This window comes from Emergencia timonensis (assembly GCF_900086585.1).
GTDB classification, from domain to species: Bacteria; Bacillota; Clostridia; order Peptostreptococcales; family Anaerovoracaceae; genus Senimuribacter; species Senimuribacter timonensis.
On the sequence record NZ_FLKM01000008.1, the window covers coordinates 721331 to 741467 of the forward strand.

The window sequence follows — 20137 nt, forward strand, 5'->3', positions numbered from 1 at the left end:
AAATATGTTAGATCAGAAAACACTAGTAAAAAATATTATGACAGGGAAAGACGGAAAGCTGCTCATCGTCATCGACAACAAATCTGAAGAGCTGTTGGAAATCGATACCTATTCAATCAAAGGCAACTACACCAATCTGGATTATCAGCCGGTGGGCTCTTATCAGAAGTTCGGCGTACCGTCCGATGTGTCTTACACACTGACCTTTACAGAAGCCGTCGTCAGAGACGACGTCATTATGGCGCCTTTGCTGGAAGCTGCAGCAGCAGGAAAAAACATCAGCTTCAGTTTCAGGGCGACAGCACAGAGACCTGACGGCGTGCCGCAGACCCTCGCCCTGGACGACTGTATTCCGGACGGAGAGTTTGACCTGATGACCCTGACACCAGGCGAAGTGATCAAGAGAAATCACTCCTACAGAGTCAACGCTGCACCGACCTGGCTAAAAAAACTATCAGGATTTTAATGAAATAAGACATTGTGAGAGGGGGGGAGCAATCCCCTCTCTCCTTTCAATAAAAAGCAAAAAAAGGAGAGAAAAAATGGAAAACAATACAAATGAAGTAACGAGAGCAGAATTCATCACTCCGTTGAACGAACCCGATATGCCGGCAAAGGTAGCGGCAAAGATAGAAAAAGAGGATGAGTATGATCTGGTATCCTCTTTGCTGGCGGCGGCAGAATACCAGCAGACCCCTGACATGACGAAAGAAGTGGAGATCCGCAGAAACGGACGACTCTATTTTACCGTTCATGTACATCCGGTTTCTGAGGACGACATTTCCCTCGCCCGGAAAAAGGCGTCAAAGTATTATGAGAATCCGCAAGGAAAGAAGCTCCCGCGAGTCAGAGGGGAACTGGATTCCAATCTGTTCAACTCCTGGATCATCTACCTTGCTACGGCGGAGGAAGATCGCGAGAAAATCTGGGGCAACAGCGCCATCATGAAAAAATTCAACCTGCTGAAGCCGGTGGAATCCATCAACTATCTTCTGATCGCAGGGGAGAAATCCCAACTGATCGACCTGATCTTTGATATCAGCAAACTCAGCGACGATGAAGATGAAGAGGAAGCGGAGGCAGAGGACTACGCAAAAAACTAATCAGGATAAGCAGTGTGGCCCAGTGGCTGCACTTTGCTTATCAGAATCATAACAAGGAGCCAGGTGTGCTTCTGGGGCTTAGGACAGTAAGCGACCCGGTCACACCTGGCGAAAGAGCCTTCATGATGGCGTCGGATCTCATCGCTATAGAAGACGGGTTTGTTCCTGTCAAAGTCAGCAACTTTGCAGGGAAGGAAGAAGAATAAGCCAGTTTCAGCTTGCCAGCCAGGGGAGATGTGCTAATGAAATAATAAGAAAGGGGGCGTGAAGAATGAGTAATAAAATAGTGATAGATATCAATTCTAAAGGCGTAAAAACTGCACGAAGAGACGTAGAACAATTTCAAAGCAGTTTGGTAGATACTAATCGAAAGATAAACGATTTAAATAAATCTGAAGTATTGCTAAGTATTGCAGCAGAAAACAATAAGTTTTTACAAGTGCTAGATAAAACAAATATGCGCCTTAAAGAATTTCAGAATGCCCAAATATTAGCCTTCTATGCAATTAAAAGCAGTATAGATGGGATGATTAACAGCATGTCCTTGAGACTTGAATCGTTACTGGGGCGGACCTATAAGATACAGATTAGACTTGAGGGAAGTTCAGCTCTAAAACAAGTAAATGTTTTGGAGAACAGATTAAACAATCTATCTGGAAATATAGTGAATAATACGGAGCAAAAAAAGAATCCGCCAAAAACTGTAATTGGAGTTGAAAAAAATAAAAAAACGCAAGAAGATCAAACTACTGTTAGAAGAAAAACACTTAAGGATAAGGTGGAAGATGTTAAGGATTATCTTCACCAAAAGAAGGAAGACTTTAAAGTGGATCCAATAGGAACTGGGTTTTCTACTGCAATGGAAGTACTCGATTACATAGGAAGATTTCAAACTTTAAGGGACGGAGTAAGAGGGTTAAAGAAGTTTAAGAAAAGCAGCGGTAAATCACCACCTCATTTATCTAATGAAGGGGGGAGAAGTAATACGAAATCAAGAAAACCTTTCCTTAGGGAAGACGGTCGTATACGACAAGGCGCAAGAAAAGCTACAGATTTTATCAAGGATAAAGCCCCTGCGGCTAAGGAAGCAATCAAAAGCTATGGGCGCGGAGCCAAATCAGCGATATCTTCTGGCGGAGCAAGAACTGCCAGAGCATTAAAAAATGTAGGCAGCAATGCTAAATATCTAGTTACAAATAACGCTGGGAAAGTTGTCCGAGGCGGGGCTGCATTAGGAAGAAAGGCCTTGACAGCGGGTACACAATTGGTTACTAAACTAGGTGCTGCAGGTACAGCCGGAGCGGCGGTGACGGTTATGGGTGTGGCTGACGGGGGAATGGATGTCTATAAGGGACTCAAAGCTGATAATAAATATGATAAAAAATATGAAACTACAAAAGGTGTTGCAAAGATGAGTGGTACTTTGGCGGGGGCGGCAGCCGGATCAATGATTCTTCCAGGAATAGGTACCATTTTTGGCGGTATTGGTGGATATTTACTAGGCAAATTTGGCGGCGAAAAGGCAGCCGAAAAAGTAGCAGGCGGCTCTAAAGGTGCTGCAAAATACGCAGATAAATCAGAGAATGCCGCAATCAAAGTAGCAAAAGACAGTACGCCGCAGTTTGAAAAGCTGCAACAACAATTAGCTGGGATACAAGGAAAAGAGGAGCGCAGTGAACTGATTTCATCTTTTAAGCAGGAAATGAGCGATACGACGAAGGCTCTGACCGCATTGGCTGAAAAAAACGAGAAGGCCAATAAAGAGACACCTGAGGAGGTTCAAGATTATTTAACAAAGATAGACCACTTGGAACTAATGGCGGCGGGATTAGATCTACCTGAACAGTTTAGAAAAACTAAAATGCAGACTGATACTGACCAGAAATCTAATTCTGTAATACAAAAACAAGACCCAATACCCACAGAATTACAAATTGATGGAAATAAAGTAATTAATGGACAATCACCAATTACACCAGAGGAGTTGGGTGTTCCGCCGTTTCTCGCTACTACCACGGATGTGTATTGTAAAATAAACCGGATTATTGGTGATCCACCAGTAAATACAAAAAGCTCGACCACTAAGGGTAACAGAAAAAAGGGGACTGGCAAAACAATTGCAGATGGATTGAATGCTGCCAGCAAGGTTGTCCAAGGTGCCTTCAATATGCTGAAAGGCTTTCGCAGTGGCGGCATCATCGGCGGAAATGTCCCTGGCTTTGCCGAAGGCGGTTATGTCAGAGGCGGTGCGCAGCTGATTACCGTAGCGGAAGAAGGCGCGCCGGAGGCGATTATTCCGCTGGGCAAGCATCGCAGGAAACGAGCCATGGAATTGTTTGGCCAGGTAGGAAGCTACTTGCAGGCTCCGGGGTTCGCTCCGAAGGGTTTTGCTACTGGCGGCATTGTCGGTGGTTCCATCGGCGGCGGTTTTGGCGGCGGTATGCCGACTGTCGTAGAGGTCGGCGGCGTGGAGATTAAAGTCGAAGCGAAGGACGGACAGAATTTGGTGGAAACCATAAGAGAAAACAAAGAAGTAATCAGCGAAGAAATTGCAGGAGTATTTAATGCGGCCTTTAAGGGGCAGTTTGCAAATACACCGGCGTCAGGAGGTGCTATTGCATGAGAATCATAGCAAAAGAATTCAATAACCCGTCCAATAGATTGGAATTTTCCTGGCTGCCCACGGAGATTAAGGATAACGGGGGCAACGTCATGTTTGCCAGCTACAATTTGCTGGACCGCGGTGAATTTGTCAGACCGTCCGGCAACGACTTGCGCAAGATTTCCTGGGACGGGCGATTCCCCGGCGAGGCCAGGAAAGAAGAGCCCTATCTGGTCAGTGATTGGGAAGCGCCTGAAGACTGCGACGATCTGTTGCGGCAGTGGGCGAGCAAACGCAAAAAAGTAAAACTAACCATCGAAAATACCAACATTAACAAGTTTACATGCTATATCAACAATTATTCGTCCACCTACACAGGCGGTTTTGGCGATATAGAGTATTCTATCGAATGGATCGCCTATAAATCCTTGAGCGTCAATGTCACGAAAAGATCGAAAACGGTCAAGAAGCAGACAAAACGAGCGAAGAAAGACTATAAGACCCATATCGTCAAAAGTGGAGACACTCTCTGGGGGATTGCAGCAAAATATCTGGGCAAGGGCACCCGCTGGAAAGAAATCTATAAGCTGAACAAAAGCACCATTGAAAAGGCGGCAAAAGCCCAGGGCTTCAAATCTTCTCACAACGGACACTGGATCTGGCCGAAAACGACATTGAAGCTGCCGAAAAAATAAGGGAGGTGAAAATATGCTATATTATAGACCGATGTATTCCGTCGTCGTTATCCCTCCCAAGGGCAAGAAATACGTGGTGAAAGCCATGAGCAGCAGCAGAGGGGAAGCGACCAACCTGGTCACCAGCCTGACGCTGACGGAATCGAAAGGACAACTGGCCCAGAGAGCTACAATCAAAATGTTCAATCGCTACATAGACGGACTCGGTTATCCCAGCAATCTATTTCCTGTGAAAAGTCGTGTCTTTATTTATGCAAAGGGCGCGGGTGTGGACAAAGGAAAGGAAGTCTTTCGCGGCTACGTCTGGGAGACCAATTACACCCGTTCAGATTCCAGCGAACTGACCTTGACTTGCTACGACAACCTGATTTACTTCATGAATTCAGAGGCGCTGCACTATTTCTCCAAGGGTAAGAAGACGAAGGAGATCGTGTCCACGATTCTGAAGAAAAGAGGGGTGAAGGTAAAGTATAACTACAGCAACATCACCCATCCGAAATTGCCGTTGTCAGGAACGTTGGCGGATATTCTCACGTCAAAGGTCTTAGACGAGGCAAAGAAAAAGATGGGCACGAAATACGTGATCAAAAGCGTCAAGGACGTGGTTCACATAGACAGGGAAGGCAGCAACCAGACCATCTATCGGATTCCCAGGGGCGAGAATGGACTGCTGATTCAATATGCCAGGTCTGTCACTATGGACGGTATGGTGACCAACGTGGTCGTAACTGGAAAAACCGATGAAAACGGCAAGACAAAGGTTGAAACGAGAGTCCCACGCAACAAAAAAACCTATGGAACTCTGACCAGGGTCATTCATAAAGATGAGGACACCAAACTGTCAGAAATTAAAAAAGAGGCCAAATACATACTGGATGAGAACGCTCTTCCTCATAAGGAATACGATATCACTGCTATGGACATTCCCTGGGTCAGAAAAGGCGATAAAGTTCTAGTGCAATTTGACGAGAAAACCTTACACGGCTGCATCGTCAATGAAATCACCCACAACGGTGACAACAACACCATGAATATGAACGTGCGCAGACTGAAAAAGCTGAAGAAGGCTTCTGATAAGAAGCTGGCATGTCCATCTAAAACACTTCGAAGCGGCAGTCAGGGCAGTGCGGTCAAAGATTTGCAGAAATGCCTGAACCAGGTGATGTCTTCCGGTCTGTCTGTTGATGGCATCTTTGGCAGCAATACTTACAAGGCGGTAAAGAGTTTTCAGAAGAAATATAAGCTGGTCGTCGACGGGATCTTCGGTCCAAAGTCCGTCGCAAAGATGAAAAGTGCATTAAAATAAAAAGCCATGTGCATCTGACCCCCAAAAGTGTGGTAATATAAGTATAGTGGTAAACTGGATAAAGCGAGTGAGGAAAAAATGAGTTTAAACGGACAGAACAGAGCCGATGTCAAAATCGGCGCCAAAGTAAAGATCGTCCTGAAAGCTGACCAGCGCACAGGAAAACTGACTGAAGGGATCGTAGGAAAACTGCTGACCAAAAGCAGCTTTCATCCCCACGGCATTAAGGTGATGCTGGAAGACGGCCAAGTGGGACGCGTACAGGAGATTGTAGAAAATTAAAATGAAGCAGAGAGAAACACCTGAAATTGCAGGTGTTTTTTCTTTTGCAGAAAAGGAGGTTCGGTATATATGACAAGCAATATAGAGAAATTGGGTGAGACCCTGCAGGGCCGCATGCATACGGTGAAAAAAAGCAGCAGCAGCGCTTTGATAGAGCTTGGAACCATTTCTTCGGCATTGGCTCTGGAGCCGGATCAGTCGCCAGGGCCAATACCAGAAGGGGATTACTCCATATGCAGGACGGTATCAGACAAGGTAATGAAAAAGAAAAAGGTTGTCACTGGCAGCGTGTATATGGAGGACATCCGCTATCAAAAATTGAAGGCGGGCGACAGGGTGCTGATCGTTTGGTGCGGCAGCGAACCTGTCGTCATCGACCTGATTGCAGGAGAAGGAGAGGAAGAGGATGAGTGATGAGAATTTGTTTCCTGCTGATATGGAAGAGATGACGATAGAAGAGGAAGAAATGGAGGAACTGGAAGAACAAGATGATTACATCGGCGCAGCAGCCTTTGACAGCGATTTTGTCAGAGACGGACAGAACTGCGTCCGTGGGGCCAGTGGTATCGACTCGTGGAAGCAGTGGTGTATCAACTGTCTGACGACGGAGAGAGAAGCAAGCCCCCTCTATTCTTCCGACTTCGGCATCGCCATCACCGAAATACTGCAGGCGACGACAAAGGAAGAAGCGGAAAGTCTGTTCAAAGCAGAAGCGAAAGAGGCGCTTGCCGCAGACCCCTACGAACGCACGGAATATGTGAGCGAGATCAATTTTGATTGGGGCGTGGACAGCGTCAATGTGTACATAGAGGTCGTTGGCATTGACGGAGCCACGATCGATTTTGAAGTGAATTTAGAAGGCAGGTGATAGATATGGCTGAAGAATTTAATATTCCGGATTTTCTGGACCGAGATTTTGCGGATATCATGGATGAAATGACGGCAGACATGCCGGAAGACATCGACATGAGCGAAGGCAATCACCCTTACAATCTCATAGCGCCGACTGCAAGGCAGGAGGAATACTTTACCGGCTTTATTTTAGCAGAAGCCCTGAAACGGGTTTTTCCAAAGTTCTGTGAGGGCTATCCGGAGTACGTGGACTACCATGCGGAGGTCAATGGCCTGCAGCGGAAAGCGGCTACCTTTGCCACGGGAAAGCTGGTGGCGACAGGACAACCAGAGACGGTGATTCCGGCAGGAACGGTGTTTTCCACTATGAGCACCGGGGATATCCCGTCGGTGGCTTTTGTATCGGTAGAAGATACAGAAGTAGGAGGCAGCGGCAGTGCAGAGATCTTGATCAGAGCGGCAGAAGCTGGAACAATCGGCAATGTGGCTGAAAATACGATTATCCTGCAGGACAGCCCCATCGACGGCGTGGAAAGTCTGACCAATCCCCAGGCGACGTCGGGCGGCATCGACGAAGAAACCGATGCCAGCCTCATTGAGAGGATTGCTGCATATGAAGAGATGCAGGGGCTGTCCTTTGTTGGAAACGACACGGACTATAAACGATGGGCAGAAGAGGTCAACGGGACGGGCGTTGCGACCGTGGTGCCGCCGGTGGAAGACGACAACAGCGGAACCATAACCATCGTCCTGACAGATACTTTGGGCAAGCCGGCGACGGAGGAGCTCTGCCAGCAGGTTTACGACTACATTGTAAGCCCGGAAGACAGGGATAAACGAAAAGCGCCGGTCAACGGAGCAAAGCTCTCCGTCATTCCGCCAGTCGTCGTCAACATTTCGGTAACGGCAGAAATCGAACTTGCCGAGGACGCTACTTTAGAGACGGTGAAGACGGAATTCCTAAAAAATGCAGCGGCGTATATGGCGGTGGTACCGGAGGACAAAGAAGTGAAGTATACCAAGATCGGTGCGATTCTCTCTGTAACAGGTGGCGTGCAGGATTATACGGCTGCGTCTTTGCAGGTTAATGGCGGAACGGAGAACATTGCCATTGCGGTCAATGAATTCCCACAGATTCTTGCGGAAAACGTCACGTTTACAGAAAGTGCATAGGTGGTCAGATGGGATATTACACAAGTGAATTGATAGAAGAAATCCTCAAAAGTGAAAAGGCAAAAGAGCTTCTCGGTTGGTTTCCGCCGGTTTACAGCGACGCCTATGTTTTTCTGTGGCTGCTGCAGGAGGTAGGCGCCAGCATAAAGCGCATGGAGCAGTGGGCAGAAGAATTTGCCGACCAGGTTATGCCGCAAAGGGCCACCTGGAGTCTGCCCTATTGGGAAGAGCGTTATGGAATCATCCCCAACGAAAGTCTTTCCAAGGAACAGCGGCGGAACCAAATCGTCAACAAGCGCAGAACCCGTGCGCCGATGCCGCCCAAGAAGATCGAGGATATTATTACAAATATAACAGGAATTGAAACAAAGATAGAGGAGAACACTGGCAAAAATCACTTTACCGTGGTCTGCAGCGGCTATATTCCGCCAGGTCTGATGAAGATGGTGAGGAAAGAGATCAACAAATTGAAGCCGTCCCATTTGATCTACAGGATTATTTCGTCGATTTTTTATGATACGGAAATCACGAAATACCTGGCCAGTGCAGCTAGTGTTCTGAAAACTTATACAGTGAAGGAGGTGGTTTAATGGCTACATGGGTAAATTTCTGCAGGACAGAGCAGGGAAAGGTTTTGGATGCCAAACTGGTCAACGGCAGCATTCCGCTTAGGTTCACAAAGGCCATGTCAGGCAGTGAAAAGATTAACCCGGTGCTTCTGCCAGCTTTGACGGAATTGCCAGGGCCGAAACAGACGCTGACGTTGTCGGATAAGCTGCACACCGATGATCCGACGGAGGTGATTCTGCCGGTCATGCTGCAGAACAAAGGGCTGGCGGAGTCTTACAAAATGTACATCCTGGGGCTTTATGCGGAGGATCCTGATTTGGGAGAGATCCTCTACATGGTGTGTCAGACGACGACGGAAGAAGGGGAAGAAATCCCAAGCGAAACGAATCAGCCGGCTTTTTCCATTCAGTGGAATCACGTCATTAAGACGGCAGACGCGTCAAAAGTCACGGTAGAAGTGCCGGAGGCGGGTTTGCTGACAGAGCATATTGCGGATCAGAAGTATGCGCTGAAAAGTCATCGCCATGACGTGTACGACATAGTGGGGTTTGAGAATCTGAATATCGATCTGGGATATTTTGACGATGAGACCCAGGTGCAGTCACACAATACTTCGGAATATGCACATCAGAATATGGTCTTGAATGGCAACGAAATTGAGACACTTGCTTCTGGCGAGACCTCTGATTTGCAGACACATATGACAGATCCATTGGCACACCCAAATTTAAAGGTTGATGGCAATGGTTAAATAAAAAAGGAGGAATAACAAATGGCAAAAATTCAAATTAAGCGCGGTCTTCAGAGCAACGTGGAAAAACTGCTGCTCTCCCAGGGAGAACTGGCTGTGGCTCTGGACACCGGCAATCTTTATGTCGGAACCGAATCGGGCAAAGTTCACCTGAACCCCGATGGAGGTACGGCTGACGAGGCTTCAAAGCTAAAAAATGCGAGGGAGTTCTCGGTCTCGGGGGATGGCACAGCCCAGCCGGTGGCCTTTGACGGCACCGGTAACGTGGAGCTGATCTTATCCCTGGCAACGATGCCGGGATTGACGGCGGGGACTTATACGAAACTGACCGTAGACGGCAAAGGCCGTGTCACAGGGGCTTCTAATATCGAAATCTCCGACCTGCCGTCCATCCCCGCATCCAAAATCACGGGCCTTGGGACCGCGGCAAGTCAGAATACGGGAAAAGCCAGCGGCAATGTCGTTGTCGTAGAATCAAACGGCAAGATTGCAGATTCCCTGATCCCGTCCCTGGCAATCAGTGAGACTTTTGAAGCGGATTCTGAGGCGGCAATGCTGACTCTGTCCTGTCAAAAGGGCGATATCTGTATCAGAACTGATGAGAACAAGTCCTATATCCTATCGGGAGACAGTGCGTCAGTCCTGGCCAATTGGAAATGGCTCAGAACGCCAGACTGCAAGGTGCTCAGTGTCAACGGCAAGACCGGCGCAGTGACCCTTTCGGCAGCTGATGTAAGCGCAGAGCCTTTGCTCAAAAACGCAGGGGTGGTTTCTATAGGATATATCGATGGAGGCACCTTCTAATGAGGATAAGGAGGAACTATAATGGCTAGAAAATTACAGATCAAACGCGGCAGAAAGGCAAACATGCCTGCACTTGCGGAGGGCGAACTGGGTTTTGCTACTGACGAGAAAAAGGTCTATATTGGGACGGGGAGTGAGAATGTCCCTGTATCCGCAACTACCAAGGCAGACGTTGGGCTGGGTAATGTTGACAACACGTCTGATGCAAATAAGCCAGTGTCTACGGCGATGCAGACGGCGCTAAATGGCAAGGCAAACAAGCTTACCTATGTAAAGGCTACGCTTACTGCTGCAAACTGGAACAAAACCACTAAGACTTACTCTTTCGAGTCCACTTACCCTCATGCACAATATGACATTGAGGTCGCCTATGCTAAAACTTGCACAACAGAACAGTTAGATGCCTGGAATGGTGCGATGCTGGCGGGAGACATTGAGTCCAATGTCGTTACGGCTCTCGGAGACGTGCCGACCGCGGATATACCGATTATCGTGGAGGTGGTGAGAAAATGAGTGTACTTGTAAAATCTGGCGGTGGGGAAAACGTAACGCCCGAAGTGCAGGCACAGTCGCCTCTTGTCACGGAAATTTTGGAGTCTTTAGTGGGCAAGGTCACACTTGCCAATGCCACGCCCGAGACGATATTGGAGGGGTACAGTGCGTATGTGGGGCAACGGCTCATACAGGGGACACGGCCAGATGTAAGCAGGTCAATCGACTTTGGAACCGTAACATTGTCAGAACAGGTGGCGACGATTACAGTCGGACATAATTTAAAAGTTATCCCTAAATATGTAATCTTGATGCCCGAATTAGGCCTGTCGTATGACAGCACTTACACATGGTTCATCATCCAGGCAAAATTCCCAATTCTATCATCTAATGTGGATATCTATGGATGGTATCATGGCAGCACTTCACCGTCAACAATCCAAGCAGCCAATCAATTTGCAGATACGACAGATAGCAGCATAACATTTAAGTCCAACGGCTATGCAGGTAAGTTTTTTAACACTACATACAACTGGATTGCAATGGCGTAAGGAGGTGACATATGAGCAACAAAAAACAGCTACAACTACATAACGCCGACCTTGCGATGGCTTTGGACAATATCAACGGGCTGCCGATGGCAGAGGATGTAAAGCACGGCATATATGCGTGGAAAAAGTACAGTGCCCTCGTATATAACGATATTAGCTTTACGGCAAGGTGCGATTATTCCGACTATTACAAATTGGTGATCACATATTCAGACGAATATAACTTGTCGGTGTTGGGAATTGCATTCCTGGACGGGTTCTATGTACCCAGACAGGATGACAGTGCAGTATATTTTACATATGATTATTCGGCAGGGCGGCTATATTTTGGCAGCAGTATAGACAGTAGGGATTATTACGTGAGCTCTTTTCTTACAAATATGGATAAACAGCTTATCCTGACACCAAACAAAAATGTAATCTCTTTTGCAAATGCGACTGGTTGTAAATACGACGGAGAGAAACTATTCAATATACAGTTCAGGGATTATGTTACAGCAGATATCATGAGCAGATACCCAGATGACGGAATGCAGGACGGATTCTATTACAAAAGATTAAAAGACATGTCCCTGGGGAGATTCGAAAAATATGACAGCGGCAGTTTTACCGTTACGGCAAATACTGATCCGTTCAGATTTGAAATCAATCACAATTTAGGCGTAGTGCCGAAATATGTCTTTGTATATGCTGATATGCAGGCATCTGATATTAAACCATACGTTCGTGTGGTTATCTCCGAGACGTTTGAAAACATGAGCGACAGCCTGCCATGCTATATTATGTATAATGCAGCTTATGGAAGTAGTGTTGGTGGAACGCCGAACAGACAGTATGGGACATGCAGTGAATACGCCAAAGACGCATTGAGCCACACAACAATCAGGCTTGGCGCTCCGTACAATATTGCCGGTTCGATGGCGACCATGCCAGATACATTTTTGCTAGGCGGGATTATTTATAATTGGATTGCAATGGCGTAACCGATCAAATTATAGGTGGATTGTAATTGGATAGAAAGGAAGAATTAAAATGACATATTATTATAAAAGAGTGAATGCGGATGGGAAAGTTATAATGATTGGGACGCAGTCATCCCCTGTCGCACCAAACAAAATCGGAAACGAGGCAATTACGGAGGAAGAATATAATGCCCTGGTGGACGAAATCAAGTCACAGGCTGCCAACGTGCAGGATTATGTCAACCGAGTCAGAGCAGGCGATATCACTCTGGAAGATGTGCCATCGGACTACAGGCCGGAGATTGAAGTAATTATCAATGCACCTGCACCAGAAGAGCCGAACAACCCGTATGGAATCCCTAATGAAAAATATGAGGAAATCTGACAGGGTGTAGTCAATGAGATTGTGGAGGGAGTAAAGAACGATGGGGAACAAACAGAGCTTACAGTTTAACAATGGGGAACTTCAAGTAGCATTAAAAACTATCCAGTCCCTTCCAAGTGCCCAAAAATGGCAGGGGGGGACTATCGTACCAGGTAAAGAAGATATCATGATTCCAGCGTATACCGACCAAGTCTTAACCGTTCAAGGAGAAGCCAATTTAAAAAGCGAGAACATAAAGCGCGGAGTATCAATCTACGGTATTATGGGGAATGCGCCAGAATATAAAATTACATTTGGAGAGGTTTATTTTCCTGGCACATATTCAGAAGAAACATATGAAATAGCACACGGACTGACCTCAACACCAACACATTATGGTATTAACGGTAAAATTGTTGGTATCGTAGAAACAACAGGAAATCCACGCCCTTCAATCTATATTAGTGTTGATTCTGTGTCAATGAAGGTTACCGTTCCAAGACTTAGCGGTGGGTGTGAAATAAACTGGGTAGCTATATCGAAATTATAGAGAGGTGACAAACATTATGAATAAAGAAGACTTACGACAAAACAACACGGGGCTGCAAACAATCCTTGCTGCCGTAAAATCCCTCCCAACCGCAAAATCGTGGGGGGGGGGGGGCACCATAATTGAACCATCAAATCACGACATCATGATACCAGCATATACAAACGTAGACCTGACGGTAAAGGGGGTAGAGCTGCAAAAATTTGGTGTAGCGAGTGGCAGCTTTACACTTACAACAAACTTGAAAAACATATCATTATCATTTGACCTGCCGTCTGCACCAAAGATAGTGATAATATGGCACGAAGAACCACCAGCAATGAAAATCACATCCAATATATTAAGACGTGCGGTGTTTTTTGACCATCCCGATACAGAAACGGTTGGCAATGGCAGTGCATCACACCACATTGCGAGAGCAGAAGCAGGCAATCAATATGGTACACCATCACTGGATGAAGGATATCTGTATGGCGTTCCAATTTATACACCGACCAACTTCGAATATGAATTATATTATATTTATGACGGCACATCATCAAGCGGTGTCATGCTGGGGAGTGGATACATCTATAAATGGATAGCACTGTGCGTATAAGAAAGGAGACAGCATGAACATAAAACAACTAATCGACAGCATCAGGGGCATGACCCCGACAGCCTTGGACGACGTGGCAGCAAGGAGCGTCGAGCTATACCCTGAATGGAAATCAGGTATAGAAATCACGCAAAAGATGATTGACGAAGGATGGAACCGTTATGTGTGCGATGAAAAACTGCACAGGACGATGACACCACATATGACGCAGGATAACTGGCGACCTGGACAGGCGACAGCATCCCTAAGGACAGCAATAGACGTAACCTATGCAGGCACGTTGGAAGACCCGATACCGTTTGCGCTTAACATGGAGATCTTTAAGGACAAGTATTACACATGGGAGGGTAAAATATATCTCTGCACCAGGGACAGCGGTATAGCATTACAAAATCCACCCGGCCAGCTAATAGGACATTATTTTACGGAGGCTTAAGAGCTTCTTTTCTTATTACTCAAAGAGGGCTAGACATGTTACAGAACATCAGTGAAAACATCATCGGTATTATGTGCACCCTCGTCATGACCAGTGCGGTAGGAGTGATCACGCACCTATTTAAACAGTTCCGGGGCTTGTCCCAGGCGGTCATGGCGATTAACCATGACCGCCTTTATCAGGCCTGCACCTTTTTCATTTTGACTGGCGAGATCACCATCGACGAACTCAAAAATCTTGAGTATCTCTACGAAGGCTATCATGCCTTGGGAGGGAACGGAACCGGCACCGAGCTATACGAGAAGTGCAAAGATTTACCGATTGTAGAAAAGAGAACGAAGTGGCACGAGAGCTATCAGCGCTCGTGTTAATGAACGGAAAGGGGTTATATATATGAGAAACAGAATTAAAAATCCATACTTTTGGATTGGCATCATCGGTGTCGTTTTGACGGCAATGGGAGTCAATGCAGAGACTTTTACCACCTGGCAGGCAGTGGCAGACGCACTGACTGAGCTGATCAAGAACCCTTATCTGCTGGGTTCTGTGGCAATTGCCGTGCTAGGAGTCTTTGTGGATCCTTCCAGCAGCGGATTGAAAGATGTAAAAAATAGGAAGGACGGTGACGGTTCATGCTAAAGGTCACCGAGATGCTGACAAAGTACAACCATGACAAAGCGTCCGGCCGTAAGATCAAATATATCGTGATTCACTGGGTCGGCGCGGCGTCTACGGCTGTCAACAACGGCACCTATTTTCAGGGCGGTGACAGAGGTGCCTCCGCCCATTATTTTGTCAACGATACCCACATCGTCAAGTCGGTCAGAGAAAGAGACATCGCCTGGGCGGTGGGAAGTCACGGCCTTCTCGACCAGGGCAGCCCCTATGCAAAATATGGCGGCAGCCTCTTTGGCAAGTGCACCAATCAGAACAGCGTCAGCATCGAGATGTGCTGCAAGAAAAATGCGAAAGGGAAGCTGTATATCACAGAAAAGACCATTAAAAATACGGCTGATTTGGTGCAGGCGATTCAGAAGCGGCTGGGCATTGACGATGACCACGTCATCAGGCACTTCGATGTAAACGGCAAACTCTGTCCCTATCCGTATATCGAACCATCAAAGTGGAAGGTGCTCCACGCCAAGCTGACGGGGCAGCATCAAAAGATCAGGGCAAAAGGAAACCTCATCGTGAGAAAGTCTTCCCTGCTGACATCAAAGCGGATTGGACTTCTCACAAAGGGGAAATCCTATGAGATTGTCAAAACCAACAAGAAGAAGAGCCGGGGACAACTGGCGGACGGTGGTTGGATTACGATTACAGAAAAGTATGCGGAGAAATTATAGAGATCATAAACAAATATGGCGAGTCGATGGTTGAAACCACAGACTCGCCAGTTTTTTTGTTGACATGAATTCTATTTCTGATTCTTCTTCAGCCATTCCATGGCGACGTTAGCGTGGATCGCGCTGCCGTAAGCCAGGGCGCTTTCGTCGATGTACATGTTCGGATTGTGCATCGGTGCGGCTCCTTCTTTGCCCACACCCAGAAGGACGAACATGCCAGGAACTTTTTCGGTGACGTAGCCGAAGTCTTCCGTCGTCGGCTGGCAAGGGGCTTCGGCCAGTTTATCCGATCCGACGATTTCTGCCACAAATGGAGCCAGCTCCGTACAGAGGTTTTCATCAGTAAAGGTGGAAGGGGTATGGAAATCTAACATTTCATAATCACCTCTCCACATTCTGATCGTATGGTCGATCATTTCCGGCACTCTCTTTACCAGGTGATTTCGAACGTCCCGGTTAAAGGTTCTAAAAGAAACAGCTAGATCTGCAGTATCAGGAATGACGTTGGCTGCCGTACCGCCGCCGCACTTCCCGACAGTGAGCGGAGCTGTTTCTCTCGGATCTACTTCTCGGCATACCAGCAGATTCAGAGCAGTATAAAGCTGGCTGGAAATCATCAGCGGGTCGATGCAGTCCTGCGGCATGGAGCTGTGTCCGCCTTTGCCCTTGATCTTAACCATGTAGGTGTCCATTGCCGATGAGGTGATGCCGGCGGTATAACGAACCGTGCCGAGCTCCTGCTGGGTGTTGATGTGAATTGCAAAAGCAGCGTCGACCTTTGGATTCTCGAGGAGCCCATGTTCTACCATGAATCTGGAGCCGCAGCCGCACTCTTCGCCAGTCTGGAACATCAGCTTTACGGTACCTTGAAGTTCCGACTCTCTTTCCTTGAGCAATTTGGCAGCTCCCAGCAGCATCGCTGTATGTGCGTCGTGACCGCAGGTATGGGCGACACCGGGATGTTCTGACGCAAAATCCACCAAACCTACTGCCTCCGGCATCGGAAGAGCGTCCATATCGGCGCGGAGCAGGATGCAAGGTTCGCCCTTGCCGATGGTCGCCACCAGGCCGGTGGATTCAGCCATGTCAGGGAAGCCGGCTTTTACAAAATCAGCACGGAACTTCTCGTCGATGGGACCACCGCAGGCTTTGGCTTCGATACCCATTTCCCCTAGGCGTTTCTTTACGTAAGCAGCGGTTTCCTTTAGATCAAAGCCGACCTCCGGCTTTCTGTGCAGATTGTGGCGGTCTTCTTTTATTTGTTCTTCTATCGCTTTTGAAGCGTTCAATATTTCGTTCATATTCCCCTCCTGGACATGTCAAAAAACCCGGACCTTAGCCCGGGCTGATATCAAGCTTATTTTTGGTTCTTCTTCAGCCATTCGATGGCGACATTTGCGTGGATTGCAGAGCCGTAAGGCAGCATCTCTTCGTCGACAAACATATTTGGATTGTGCATCGGAGCAGAGTCTTTGCTGCCGACACCCAGCCATGCGAACATGCCGGGAACTTGTTCCGTCACGTAACCAAAGTCTTCGGTTCCTGCCATACAAGGCATCACCTTTACTCTGTCTTCTCCCATGATCTCAGAGATAAACGGCTTTAGCTCGTCGCAGAGATCTGCGTCAGTATATGTAGAAGGTGTGTGGAATGGCATAATTTCATAATCACCTCTCCACATCTTCACGGTGTGATCTACGATTTCAGGGATTCTCTGAACCAAGTGATTTGTAACATCTCTGTTAAAGGTTCTGGCGGCAACCTGCATATCAGCAGTGTCAGGAATGACGTTAGCAGCCGTACCGCCGCCGCACTTTCCGGCAGTCAGCGCGACTGTTTCTCTCGGGTCGATTTCTCTGCAGCTGAGCAGGTTCAGCGTCGTATATAACTGGTTGATAATCATCAGAGGGTCTACGCAGTCCTGCGGCATGGAACTGTGTCCGCCTTTGCCCTTGATTTTGATCATAAAGGTATCCATGGCGGCAGAGGTGATGCCTGGCGTGTAGCCGACGACGCCCTTTTCCTCGTTGGACATGATATGAATGGCAAACGCAGCGTCAACTTTCGGATTTTCCAAAACGCCGTGTTCTACCATGAACTTGGAACCGCAGCCGCATTCTTCACCGGTCTGGAACATCAGCTTGACGGTGCCGCAAAGTTCATCTTCTCTGTCTTTGAGAAGTTTTGCAGCCCCCAGCAGCATCGCCGTATGGGTGTCATGACCGCACATGTGAGCCACTCCCGGTTTTTCGGAGACGAAGTCTACAAGGCCTTCGGCTTCCTGCATCGGCAGAGCATCCATGTCTGCACGCAACAAAATACAAGGTTCGCCTTTCCCGATGGTAGCAACTACGCCAGTAGAATTCTCCATGTCAGGAAACCCTGCAAAAGTAAATTTCTTTCTCAGATCTGGATCGATCGGTCCTCCGCAAGGCTGAGATTCGATACCCATCTCTGCTAATCTCTTCTGAACGTAAGCGGCCGTTTCCGGCAGGTCAAAACCGAATTCCGGTCTTCTGTGAAGATTATGACGATCCTCTATAATCTGATCCTTAATAGCTTGTGAAGCTTCCAATATACTTTTCATCTTTCTCCTCCTTAAACCATTCATATTACATGAAATGGCTCATCAATGTGCTCAATATTGATCGGGGTTAGGAAGCTCATAGATATTTTTCTGCATTATAGCACACTTCTTTTTAGACTGCAAGCTGGAAAATTGTGTTATAAGAATTTTTTCTTTACATTTTGCGGAAGAGAGAATAGAATACCTGTTAACATAGTTGATGAAGAGGAGGAGAAAAAAATGGACACAATTTTCTACAACGGAAAGATTTATACAGAGGACAGAGCCTATCCGATATGCAGTGCAGTGGCGGTGAAAAACGGCGTTATCGTGGCATTGGGAGCGGATGAAGAGATACTGAAAACAGCCGGACCTGAAACAGAAAAGATCGACCTGGCGGGACGTCTGATGCTTCCCGGATTTGTCGATACCCATCTGCACATGCTGTTCTATGCACAGGAGGCAAGCCTGATCGACCTGACGGACTGCAGAAGCTACGGCGATGTGAAGAGGCTTTGTGCAGAGCGTGTGGCCTGGGCGAAGGAAAACGACAAATGGGTACAGGGTACAGGATTTAATCAGGATGATTGGGATGTGAAGACGATTCCGACGAGAAAAGACCTGGATCAGATTACGGAGGACGTTCCGCTGACCATCCGCAGAACCTGCCACCATATTACGGTCTGCAATACGAAAGCTATGGAGACCATGGGACTGCTGGATGAAAAAGAAGATTCTACTCAGATCAATATGGGATTTTATGAAGACGGCAGTCCCGATGGCATCTTGAAAGAAGACAGTCAAAATGTGGTGACAGACGCGCTGCCTCTGCCGGACAAAGAAGAAATTAAAAAATTGATTCTCTTCGGCTGTAATCAGGCGGCTGCACAGGGCATTACAGAACTGCACTCCGACGATTTTCTTCTGATTCCAGGAGAGGCAGGGGAAAGGGTCATGGAGGCCTATCGTGAACTTTCAGAAGCGGGAGAACTGCCGATCAGAATTTATCAGCAGTGCATGCTCTGGGGCAAGGAACTGCTGCAGGACTTTATCGACAAAGGACACCGTACAGGTGAATCCTATGGTTTCTACAGAGTCGGCCCCCTCAAAATCGTGACAGACGGATCTTTGGGCGCTCATACTGCCTATATGAGAAAGCCTTATGCCAACGATCCCCAGACAAAGGGGAAGGCTAATTATACTGACGAGCAGTTATATGAGATGTGCAAGCTGGCCCACGACTACGGCATGCAGATTGCCACCCACTGTATCGGAGACGGATCACTGCAGCAGATTTTGGACGCTTACGAAAAAGTGCAGATGGAAAATCCGCGCACAGACTGCCGCCACGGTGTCGTACATTGTCAGATCATGGATGAAGAACAGCAGGAGCAGTTCAGAAAACAAAATCTTCTCGCTTACGTACAGCCGGTCTTTGTCCGTTATGATATGAACATCGTCGATGACTGCGTAGGAAGCGATTTGGCAAGGACCAGCTATAACTGGCGCCGATTTGAAGACATGGGCGTCCATCAGAGCGGCGGTTCCGACTGTCCAGTTGAAAAGTTTGACATCCTGCCAAACATAGAATACGCAGTGACGCGCACAAACAGAGAACTGCAGAAGTCTTGGTACCCGGAAAATGCGGTGACATTAGAAGAGGCAGTGAAGATGTTTACCTACGAGGGCGCCTATGCGTCCTTTGCTGAGAACGTGAGAGGCAGCATCACTGTCGGAAAATATGCGGACCTGGTTGTAGTCGATAAGGATATCTTTGAGATTCCAGTCGGCGAAATCCATACGACGGCCGTGGATCTGACTATGGTAGAAGGTAAAATTGCGTACAAGCGTCAATAAAAATTGACAATGATACACGGTGTAAATTTTTATTTACACCGTGTAATTTTTTTTACAAAATGCGTAAATAAAAATTTACATGCAGTTTCGTGATTTTGCCGCATATGATTACAAAGGTGCATTTTTAGACAATTTCGAAAGTTGGCACTACATTTGCACTATATAGGCTCGAAAGCTCATAAAATGAAATGTAAATGTGCTCAACATTCACGGGGTAGGAAAAATTTAGAGATGATCAAATAGGTTTATAGATTGCCTAGAAAAAATCTAAATTTGT

26 protein-coding genes are annotated in these 20137 nt (G+C 47.2%); 24 read left to right on the forward strand and 2 right to left on the reverse strand.

Annotated features, from left to right (window positions below):
- Nucleotides 1–4: 4 nt before the first annotated feature.
- The 23 genes from BN6539_RS04640 to BN6539_RS04750 all read left to right on the forward strand — a co-directional run bounded on the left by BN6539_RS04640 (nucleotide 5) and on the right by BN6539_RS04750 (nucleotide 15437).
- On the forward strand, nucleotides 5–466 hold the full coding sequence (locus tag BN6539_RS04640; RefSeq protein ID WP_067534396.1) for a hypothetical protein: 462 nt from the start codon (nucleotides 5–7) through the stop codon (nucleotides 464–466).
- Nucleotides 467–542: 76 nt separating this feature from the next.
- The gene (locus tag BN6539_RS04645; protein WP_082907354.1) at nucleotides 543–1103 is read left to right on the forward strand and encodes a phage tail assembly chaperone; all 561 of its coding nucleotides are present in this window, start codon (nucleotides 543–545) and stop codon (nucleotides 1101–1103) included.
- A 14-nt stretch (nucleotides 1104–1117) separates the two neighbouring features.
- Entirely contained in the window at nucleotides 1118–1309 is a 192-nt protein-coding gene (locus tag BN6539_RS04650) for a hypothetical protein (protein WP_067534399.1), read from the forward strand.
- Between the two features lie 65 nt (nucleotides 1310–1374).
- Complete coding sequence (locus BN6539_RS04655; protein WP_067534402.1) at nucleotides 1375–3726, forward strand: lysozyme family protein; 2352 nt, start codon at nucleotides 1375–1377, stop codon at nucleotides 3724–3726.
- Entirely contained in the window at nucleotides 3723–4400 is a 678-nt protein-coding gene (locus BN6539_RS04660) for a LysM peptidoglycan-binding domain-containing protein (RefSeq protein WP_082907355.1), read from the forward strand. Before BN6539_RS04655 ends, BN6539_RS04660 begins: the two co-directional genes overlap by 4 nt.
- Before the next feature lie 13 nt (nucleotides 4401–4413).
- Nucleotides 4414–5706: a peptidoglycan-binding domain-containing protein gene (locus tag BN6539_RS22570; protein ID WP_067534405.1), complete on the forward strand. Its 1293-nt coding sequence runs from the start codon at nucleotides 4414–4416 to the stop codon at nucleotides 5704–5706.
- A gap of 78 nt (nucleotides 5707–5784) precedes the next feature.
- A complete protein-coding gene (locus tag BN6539_RS04670; protein ID WP_067534408.1) occupies nucleotides 5785–5988 on the forward strand; it encodes a YwbE family protein in 204 nt (67 codons plus the stop codon).
- A gap of 69 nt (nucleotides 5989–6057) precedes the next feature.
- Nucleotides 6058–6402 (forward strand): hypothetical protein, encoded by a 345-nt coding sequence (locus BN6539_RS04675; RefSeq protein WP_067534411.1) that lies wholly within the window; start codon nucleotides 6058–6060, stop codon nucleotides 6400–6402.
- The gene (locus BN6539_RS04680) at nucleotides 6395–6856 is read left to right on the forward strand and encodes a DUF2634 domain-containing protein (protein WP_067534414.1); all 462 of its coding nucleotides are present in this window, start codon (nucleotides 6395–6397) and stop codon (nucleotides 6854–6856) included. Before BN6539_RS04675 ends, BN6539_RS04680 begins: the two co-directional genes overlap by 8 nt.
- 5 nt (nucleotides 6857–6861) lie before the next feature.
- Complete coding sequence (locus BN6539_RS04685) at nucleotides 6862–8013, forward strand: baseplate J/gp47 family protein (protein WP_067534417.1); 1152 nt, start codon at nucleotides 6862–6864, stop codon at nucleotides 8011–8013.
- Between the two features lie 8 nt (nucleotides 8014–8021).
- The gene (locus BN6539_RS04690) at nucleotides 8022–8603 is read left to right on the forward strand and encodes a putative phage tail protein (RefSeq protein WP_067534420.1); all 582 of its coding nucleotides are present in this window, start codon (nucleotides 8022–8024) and stop codon (nucleotides 8601–8603) included.
- Nucleotides 8603–9334, forward strand: a complete 732-nt coding sequence (locus BN6539_RS04695) for a hypothetical protein (protein WP_067534424.1) — start codon at nucleotides 8603–8605, stop codon at nucleotides 9332–9334. The genes BN6539_RS04690 and BN6539_RS04695 overlap by 1 nt, the downstream gene beginning before the upstream one ends.
- A gap of 21 nt (nucleotides 9335–9355) precedes the next feature.
- On the forward strand, nucleotides 9356–10138 hold the full coding sequence (locus BN6539_RS04700; RefSeq protein WP_067534427.1) for a hyaluronate lyase N-terminal domain-containing protein: 783 nt from the start codon (nucleotides 9356–9358) through the stop codon (nucleotides 10136–10138).
- A gap of 21 nt (nucleotides 10139–10159) precedes the next feature.
- Complete coding sequence (locus BN6539_RS04705; RefSeq protein ID WP_067534430.1) at nucleotides 10160–10651, forward strand: hyaluronate lyase N-terminal domain-containing protein; 492 nt, start codon at nucleotides 10160–10162, stop codon at nucleotides 10649–10651.
- The gene (locus tag BN6539_RS04710) at nucleotides 10648–11181 is read left to right on the forward strand and encodes a hypothetical protein (RefSeq protein ID WP_067534433.1); all 534 of its coding nucleotides are present in this window, start codon (nucleotides 10648–10650) and stop codon (nucleotides 11179–11181) included. Before BN6539_RS04705 ends, BN6539_RS04710 begins: the two co-directional genes overlap by 4 nt.
- Before the next feature lie 11 nt (nucleotides 11182–11192).
- Nucleotides 11193–12164, forward strand: a complete 972-nt coding sequence (locus tag BN6539_RS04715; RefSeq protein WP_067534435.1) for a hypothetical protein — start codon at nucleotides 11193–11195, stop codon at nucleotides 12162–12164.
- 49 nt (nucleotides 12165–12213) lie between these two features.
- Nucleotides 12214–12528: a hypothetical protein gene (locus BN6539_RS04720; protein WP_067534438.1), complete on the forward strand. Its 315-nt coding sequence runs from the start codon at nucleotides 12214–12216 to the stop codon at nucleotides 12526–12528.
- A 40-nt stretch (nucleotides 12529–12568) separates the two neighbouring features.
- Complete coding sequence (locus BN6539_RS04725) at nucleotides 12569–13057, forward strand: hypothetical protein (RefSeq protein WP_067534441.1); 489 nt, start codon at nucleotides 12569–12571, stop codon at nucleotides 13055–13057.
- A 16-nt stretch (nucleotides 13058–13073) separates the two neighbouring features.
- Nucleotides 13074–13655, forward strand: coding sequence for a hypothetical protein (locus BN6539_RS04730; protein ID WP_067534444.1), 582 nt, complete (start codon nucleotides 13074–13076; stop codon nucleotides 13653–13655).
- A 13-nt stretch (nucleotides 13656–13668) separates the two neighbouring features.
- The gene (locus BN6539_RS04735; RefSeq protein WP_067534447.1) at nucleotides 13669–14091 is read left to right on the forward strand and encodes a hypothetical protein; all 423 of its coding nucleotides are present in this window, start codon (nucleotides 13669–13671) and stop codon (nucleotides 14089–14091) included.
- A 35-nt stretch (nucleotides 14092–14126) separates the two neighbouring features.
- Nucleotides 14127–14462 carry a hypothetical protein gene (locus BN6539_RS04740; protein ID WP_067534450.1) on the forward strand — a complete coding sequence of 112 codons (336 nt, stop codon included), beginning with the start codon at nucleotides 14127–14129 and terminating at the stop codon, nucleotides 14460–14462.
- 22 nt (nucleotides 14463–14484) lie between these two features.
- Nucleotides 14485–14730, forward strand: a complete 246-nt coding sequence (locus BN6539_RS04745) for a phage holin (RefSeq protein WP_067534453.1) — start codon at nucleotides 14485–14487, stop codon at nucleotides 14728–14730.
- Nucleotides 14724–15437: a peptidoglycan recognition protein family protein gene (locus BN6539_RS04750; protein WP_067534456.1), complete on the forward strand. Its 714-nt coding sequence runs from the start codon at nucleotides 14724–14726 to the stop codon at nucleotides 15435–15437. The genes BN6539_RS04745 and BN6539_RS04750 overlap by 7 nt, the downstream gene beginning before the upstream one ends.
- A 71-nt stretch (nucleotides 15438–15508) precedes the next feature.
- Here the strand turns inward: BN6539_RS04750 and BN6539_RS04755 are convergent, their stop codons facing one another.
- Together BN6539_RS04755 and BN6539_RS04760 are read right to left on the reverse strand one after the other, a co-directional pair.
- Complete coding sequence (locus BN6539_RS04755; RefSeq protein ID WP_067534459.1) at nucleotides 15509–16738, reverse strand: M20 metallopeptidase family protein; 1230 nt, start codon at nucleotides 16736–16738, stop codon at nucleotides 15509–15511.
- A 56-nt stretch (nucleotides 16739–16794) separates the two neighbouring features.
- The gene (locus tag BN6539_RS04760) at nucleotides 16795–18024 is read right to left on the reverse strand and encodes a M20 metallopeptidase family protein (protein WP_067534462.1); all 1230 of its coding nucleotides are present in this window, start codon (nucleotides 18022–18024) and stop codon (nucleotides 16795–16797) included.
- Between the two features lie 219 nt (nucleotides 18025–18243).
- Here BN6539_RS04760 and BN6539_RS04765 point away from each other — a divergent pair, with 219 nt between their 5' ends.
- Complete coding sequence (locus BN6539_RS04765; RefSeq protein ID WP_067534466.1) at nucleotides 18244–19860, forward strand: amidohydrolase; 1617 nt, start codon at nucleotides 18244–18246, stop codon at nucleotides 19858–19860.
- The last annotated feature ends 277 nt before the right edge of the window (nucleotides 19861–20137 follow it).

Excerpts from the sequence above, each read along its gene's own strand:
- BN6539_RS04735 (WP_067534447.1), top strand. The coding sequence starts at position 13,669 with ATGAACATAAAACAACTAATCGACAGCATCAGGGGCATGACCCCGACA.
- BN6539_RS04685 (WP_067534417.1), top strand. The coding sequence starts at position 6,862 with ATGGCTGAAGAATTTAATATTCCGGATTTTCTGGACCGAGATTTTGCG.
- BN6539_RS04690 (WP_067534420.1), top strand. The coding sequence starts at position 8,022 with ATGGGATATTACACAAGTGAATTGATAGAAGAAATCCTCAAAAGTGAA.
- BN6539_RS04660 (WP_082907355.1), top strand. The coding sequence starts at position 3,723 with ATGAGAATCATAGCAAAAGAATTCAATAACCCGTCCAATAGATTGGAA.
- BN6539_RS22570 (WP_067534405.1), top strand. The coding sequence starts at position 4,414 with ATGCTATATTATAGACCGATGTATTCCGTCGTCGTTATCCCTCCCAAG.
- BN6539_RS04670 (WP_067534408.1), top strand. The coding sequence starts at position 5,785 with ATGAGTTTAAACGGACAGAACAGAGCCGATGTCAAAATCGGCGCCAAA.
- BN6539_RS04645 (WP_082907354.1), top strand. The coding sequence starts at position 543 with ATGGAAAACAATACAAATGAAGTAACGAGAGCAGAATTCATCACTCCG.
- BN6539_RS04765 (WP_067534466.1), top strand. The coding sequence starts at position 18,244 with ATGGACACAATTTTCTACAACGGAAAGATTTATACAGAGGACAGAGCC.
- BN6539_RS04745 (WP_067534453.1), top strand. The coding sequence starts at position 14,485 with ATGAGAAACAGAATTAAAAATCCATACTTTTGGATTGGCATCATCGGT.
- BN6539_RS04700 (WP_067534427.1), top strand. The coding sequence starts at position 9,356 with ATGGCAAAAATTCAAATTAAGCGCGGTCTTCAGAGCAACGTGGAAAAA.
- BN6539_RS04720 (WP_067534438.1), top strand. The coding sequence starts at position 12,214 with ATGACATATTATTATAAAAGAGTGAATGCGGATGGGAAAGTTATAATG.
- BN6539_RS04760 (WP_067534462.1), bottom strand. The coding sequence starts at position 18,024 with ATGAAAAGTATATTGGAAGCTTCACAAGCTATTAAGGATCAGATTATA.
- BN6539_RS04710 (WP_067534433.1), top strand. The coding sequence starts at position 10,648 with ATGAGTGTACTTGTAAAATCTGGCGGTGGGGAAAACGTAACGCCCGAA.
- BN6539_RS04695 (WP_067534424.1), top strand. The coding sequence starts at position 8,603 with ATGGCTACATGGGTAAATTTCTGCAGGACAGAGCAGGGAAAGGTTTTG.
- BN6539_RS04755 (WP_067534459.1), bottom strand. The coding sequence starts at position 16,738 with ATGAACGAAATATTGAACGCTTCAAAAGCGATAGAAGAACAAATAAAA.
- BN6539_RS04655 (WP_067534402.1), top strand. The coding sequence starts at position 1,375 with ATGAGTAATAAAATAGTGATAGATATCAATTCTAAAGGCGTAAAAACT.
- BN6539_RS04725 (WP_067534441.1), top strand. The coding sequence starts at position 12,569 with ATGGGGAACAAACAGAGCTTACAGTTTAACAATGGGGAACTTCAAGTA.
- BN6539_RS04750 (WP_067534456.1), top strand. The coding sequence starts at position 14,724 with ATGCTAAAGGTCACCGAGATGCTGACAAAGTACAACCATGACAAAGCG.
- BN6539_RS04740 (WP_067534450.1), top strand. The coding sequence starts at position 14,127 with ATGTTACAGAACATCAGTGAAAACATCATCGGTATTATGTGCACCCTC.
- BN6539_RS04730 (WP_067534444.1), top strand. The coding sequence starts at position 13,074 with ATGAATAAAGAAGACTTACGACAAAACAACACGGGGCTGCAAACAATC.
- BN6539_RS04680 (WP_067534414.1), top strand. The coding sequence starts at position 6,395 with ATGAGTGATGAGAATTTGTTTCCTGCTGATATGGAAGAGATGACGATA.
- BN6539_RS04640 (WP_067534396.1), top strand. The coding sequence starts at position 5 with ATGTTAGATCAGAAAACACTAGTAAAAAATATTATGACAGGGAAAGAC.
- BN6539_RS04715 (WP_067534435.1), top strand. The coding sequence starts at position 11,193 with ATGAGCAACAAAAAACAGCTACAACTACATAACGCCGACCTTGCGATG.
- BN6539_RS04705 (WP_067534430.1), top strand. The coding sequence starts at position 10,160 with ATGGCTAGAAAATTACAGATCAAACGCGGCAGAAAGGCAAACATGCCT.
- BN6539_RS04675 (WP_067534411.1), top strand. The coding sequence starts at position 6,058 with ATGACAAGCAATATAGAGAAATTGGGTGAGACCCTGCAGGGCCGCATG.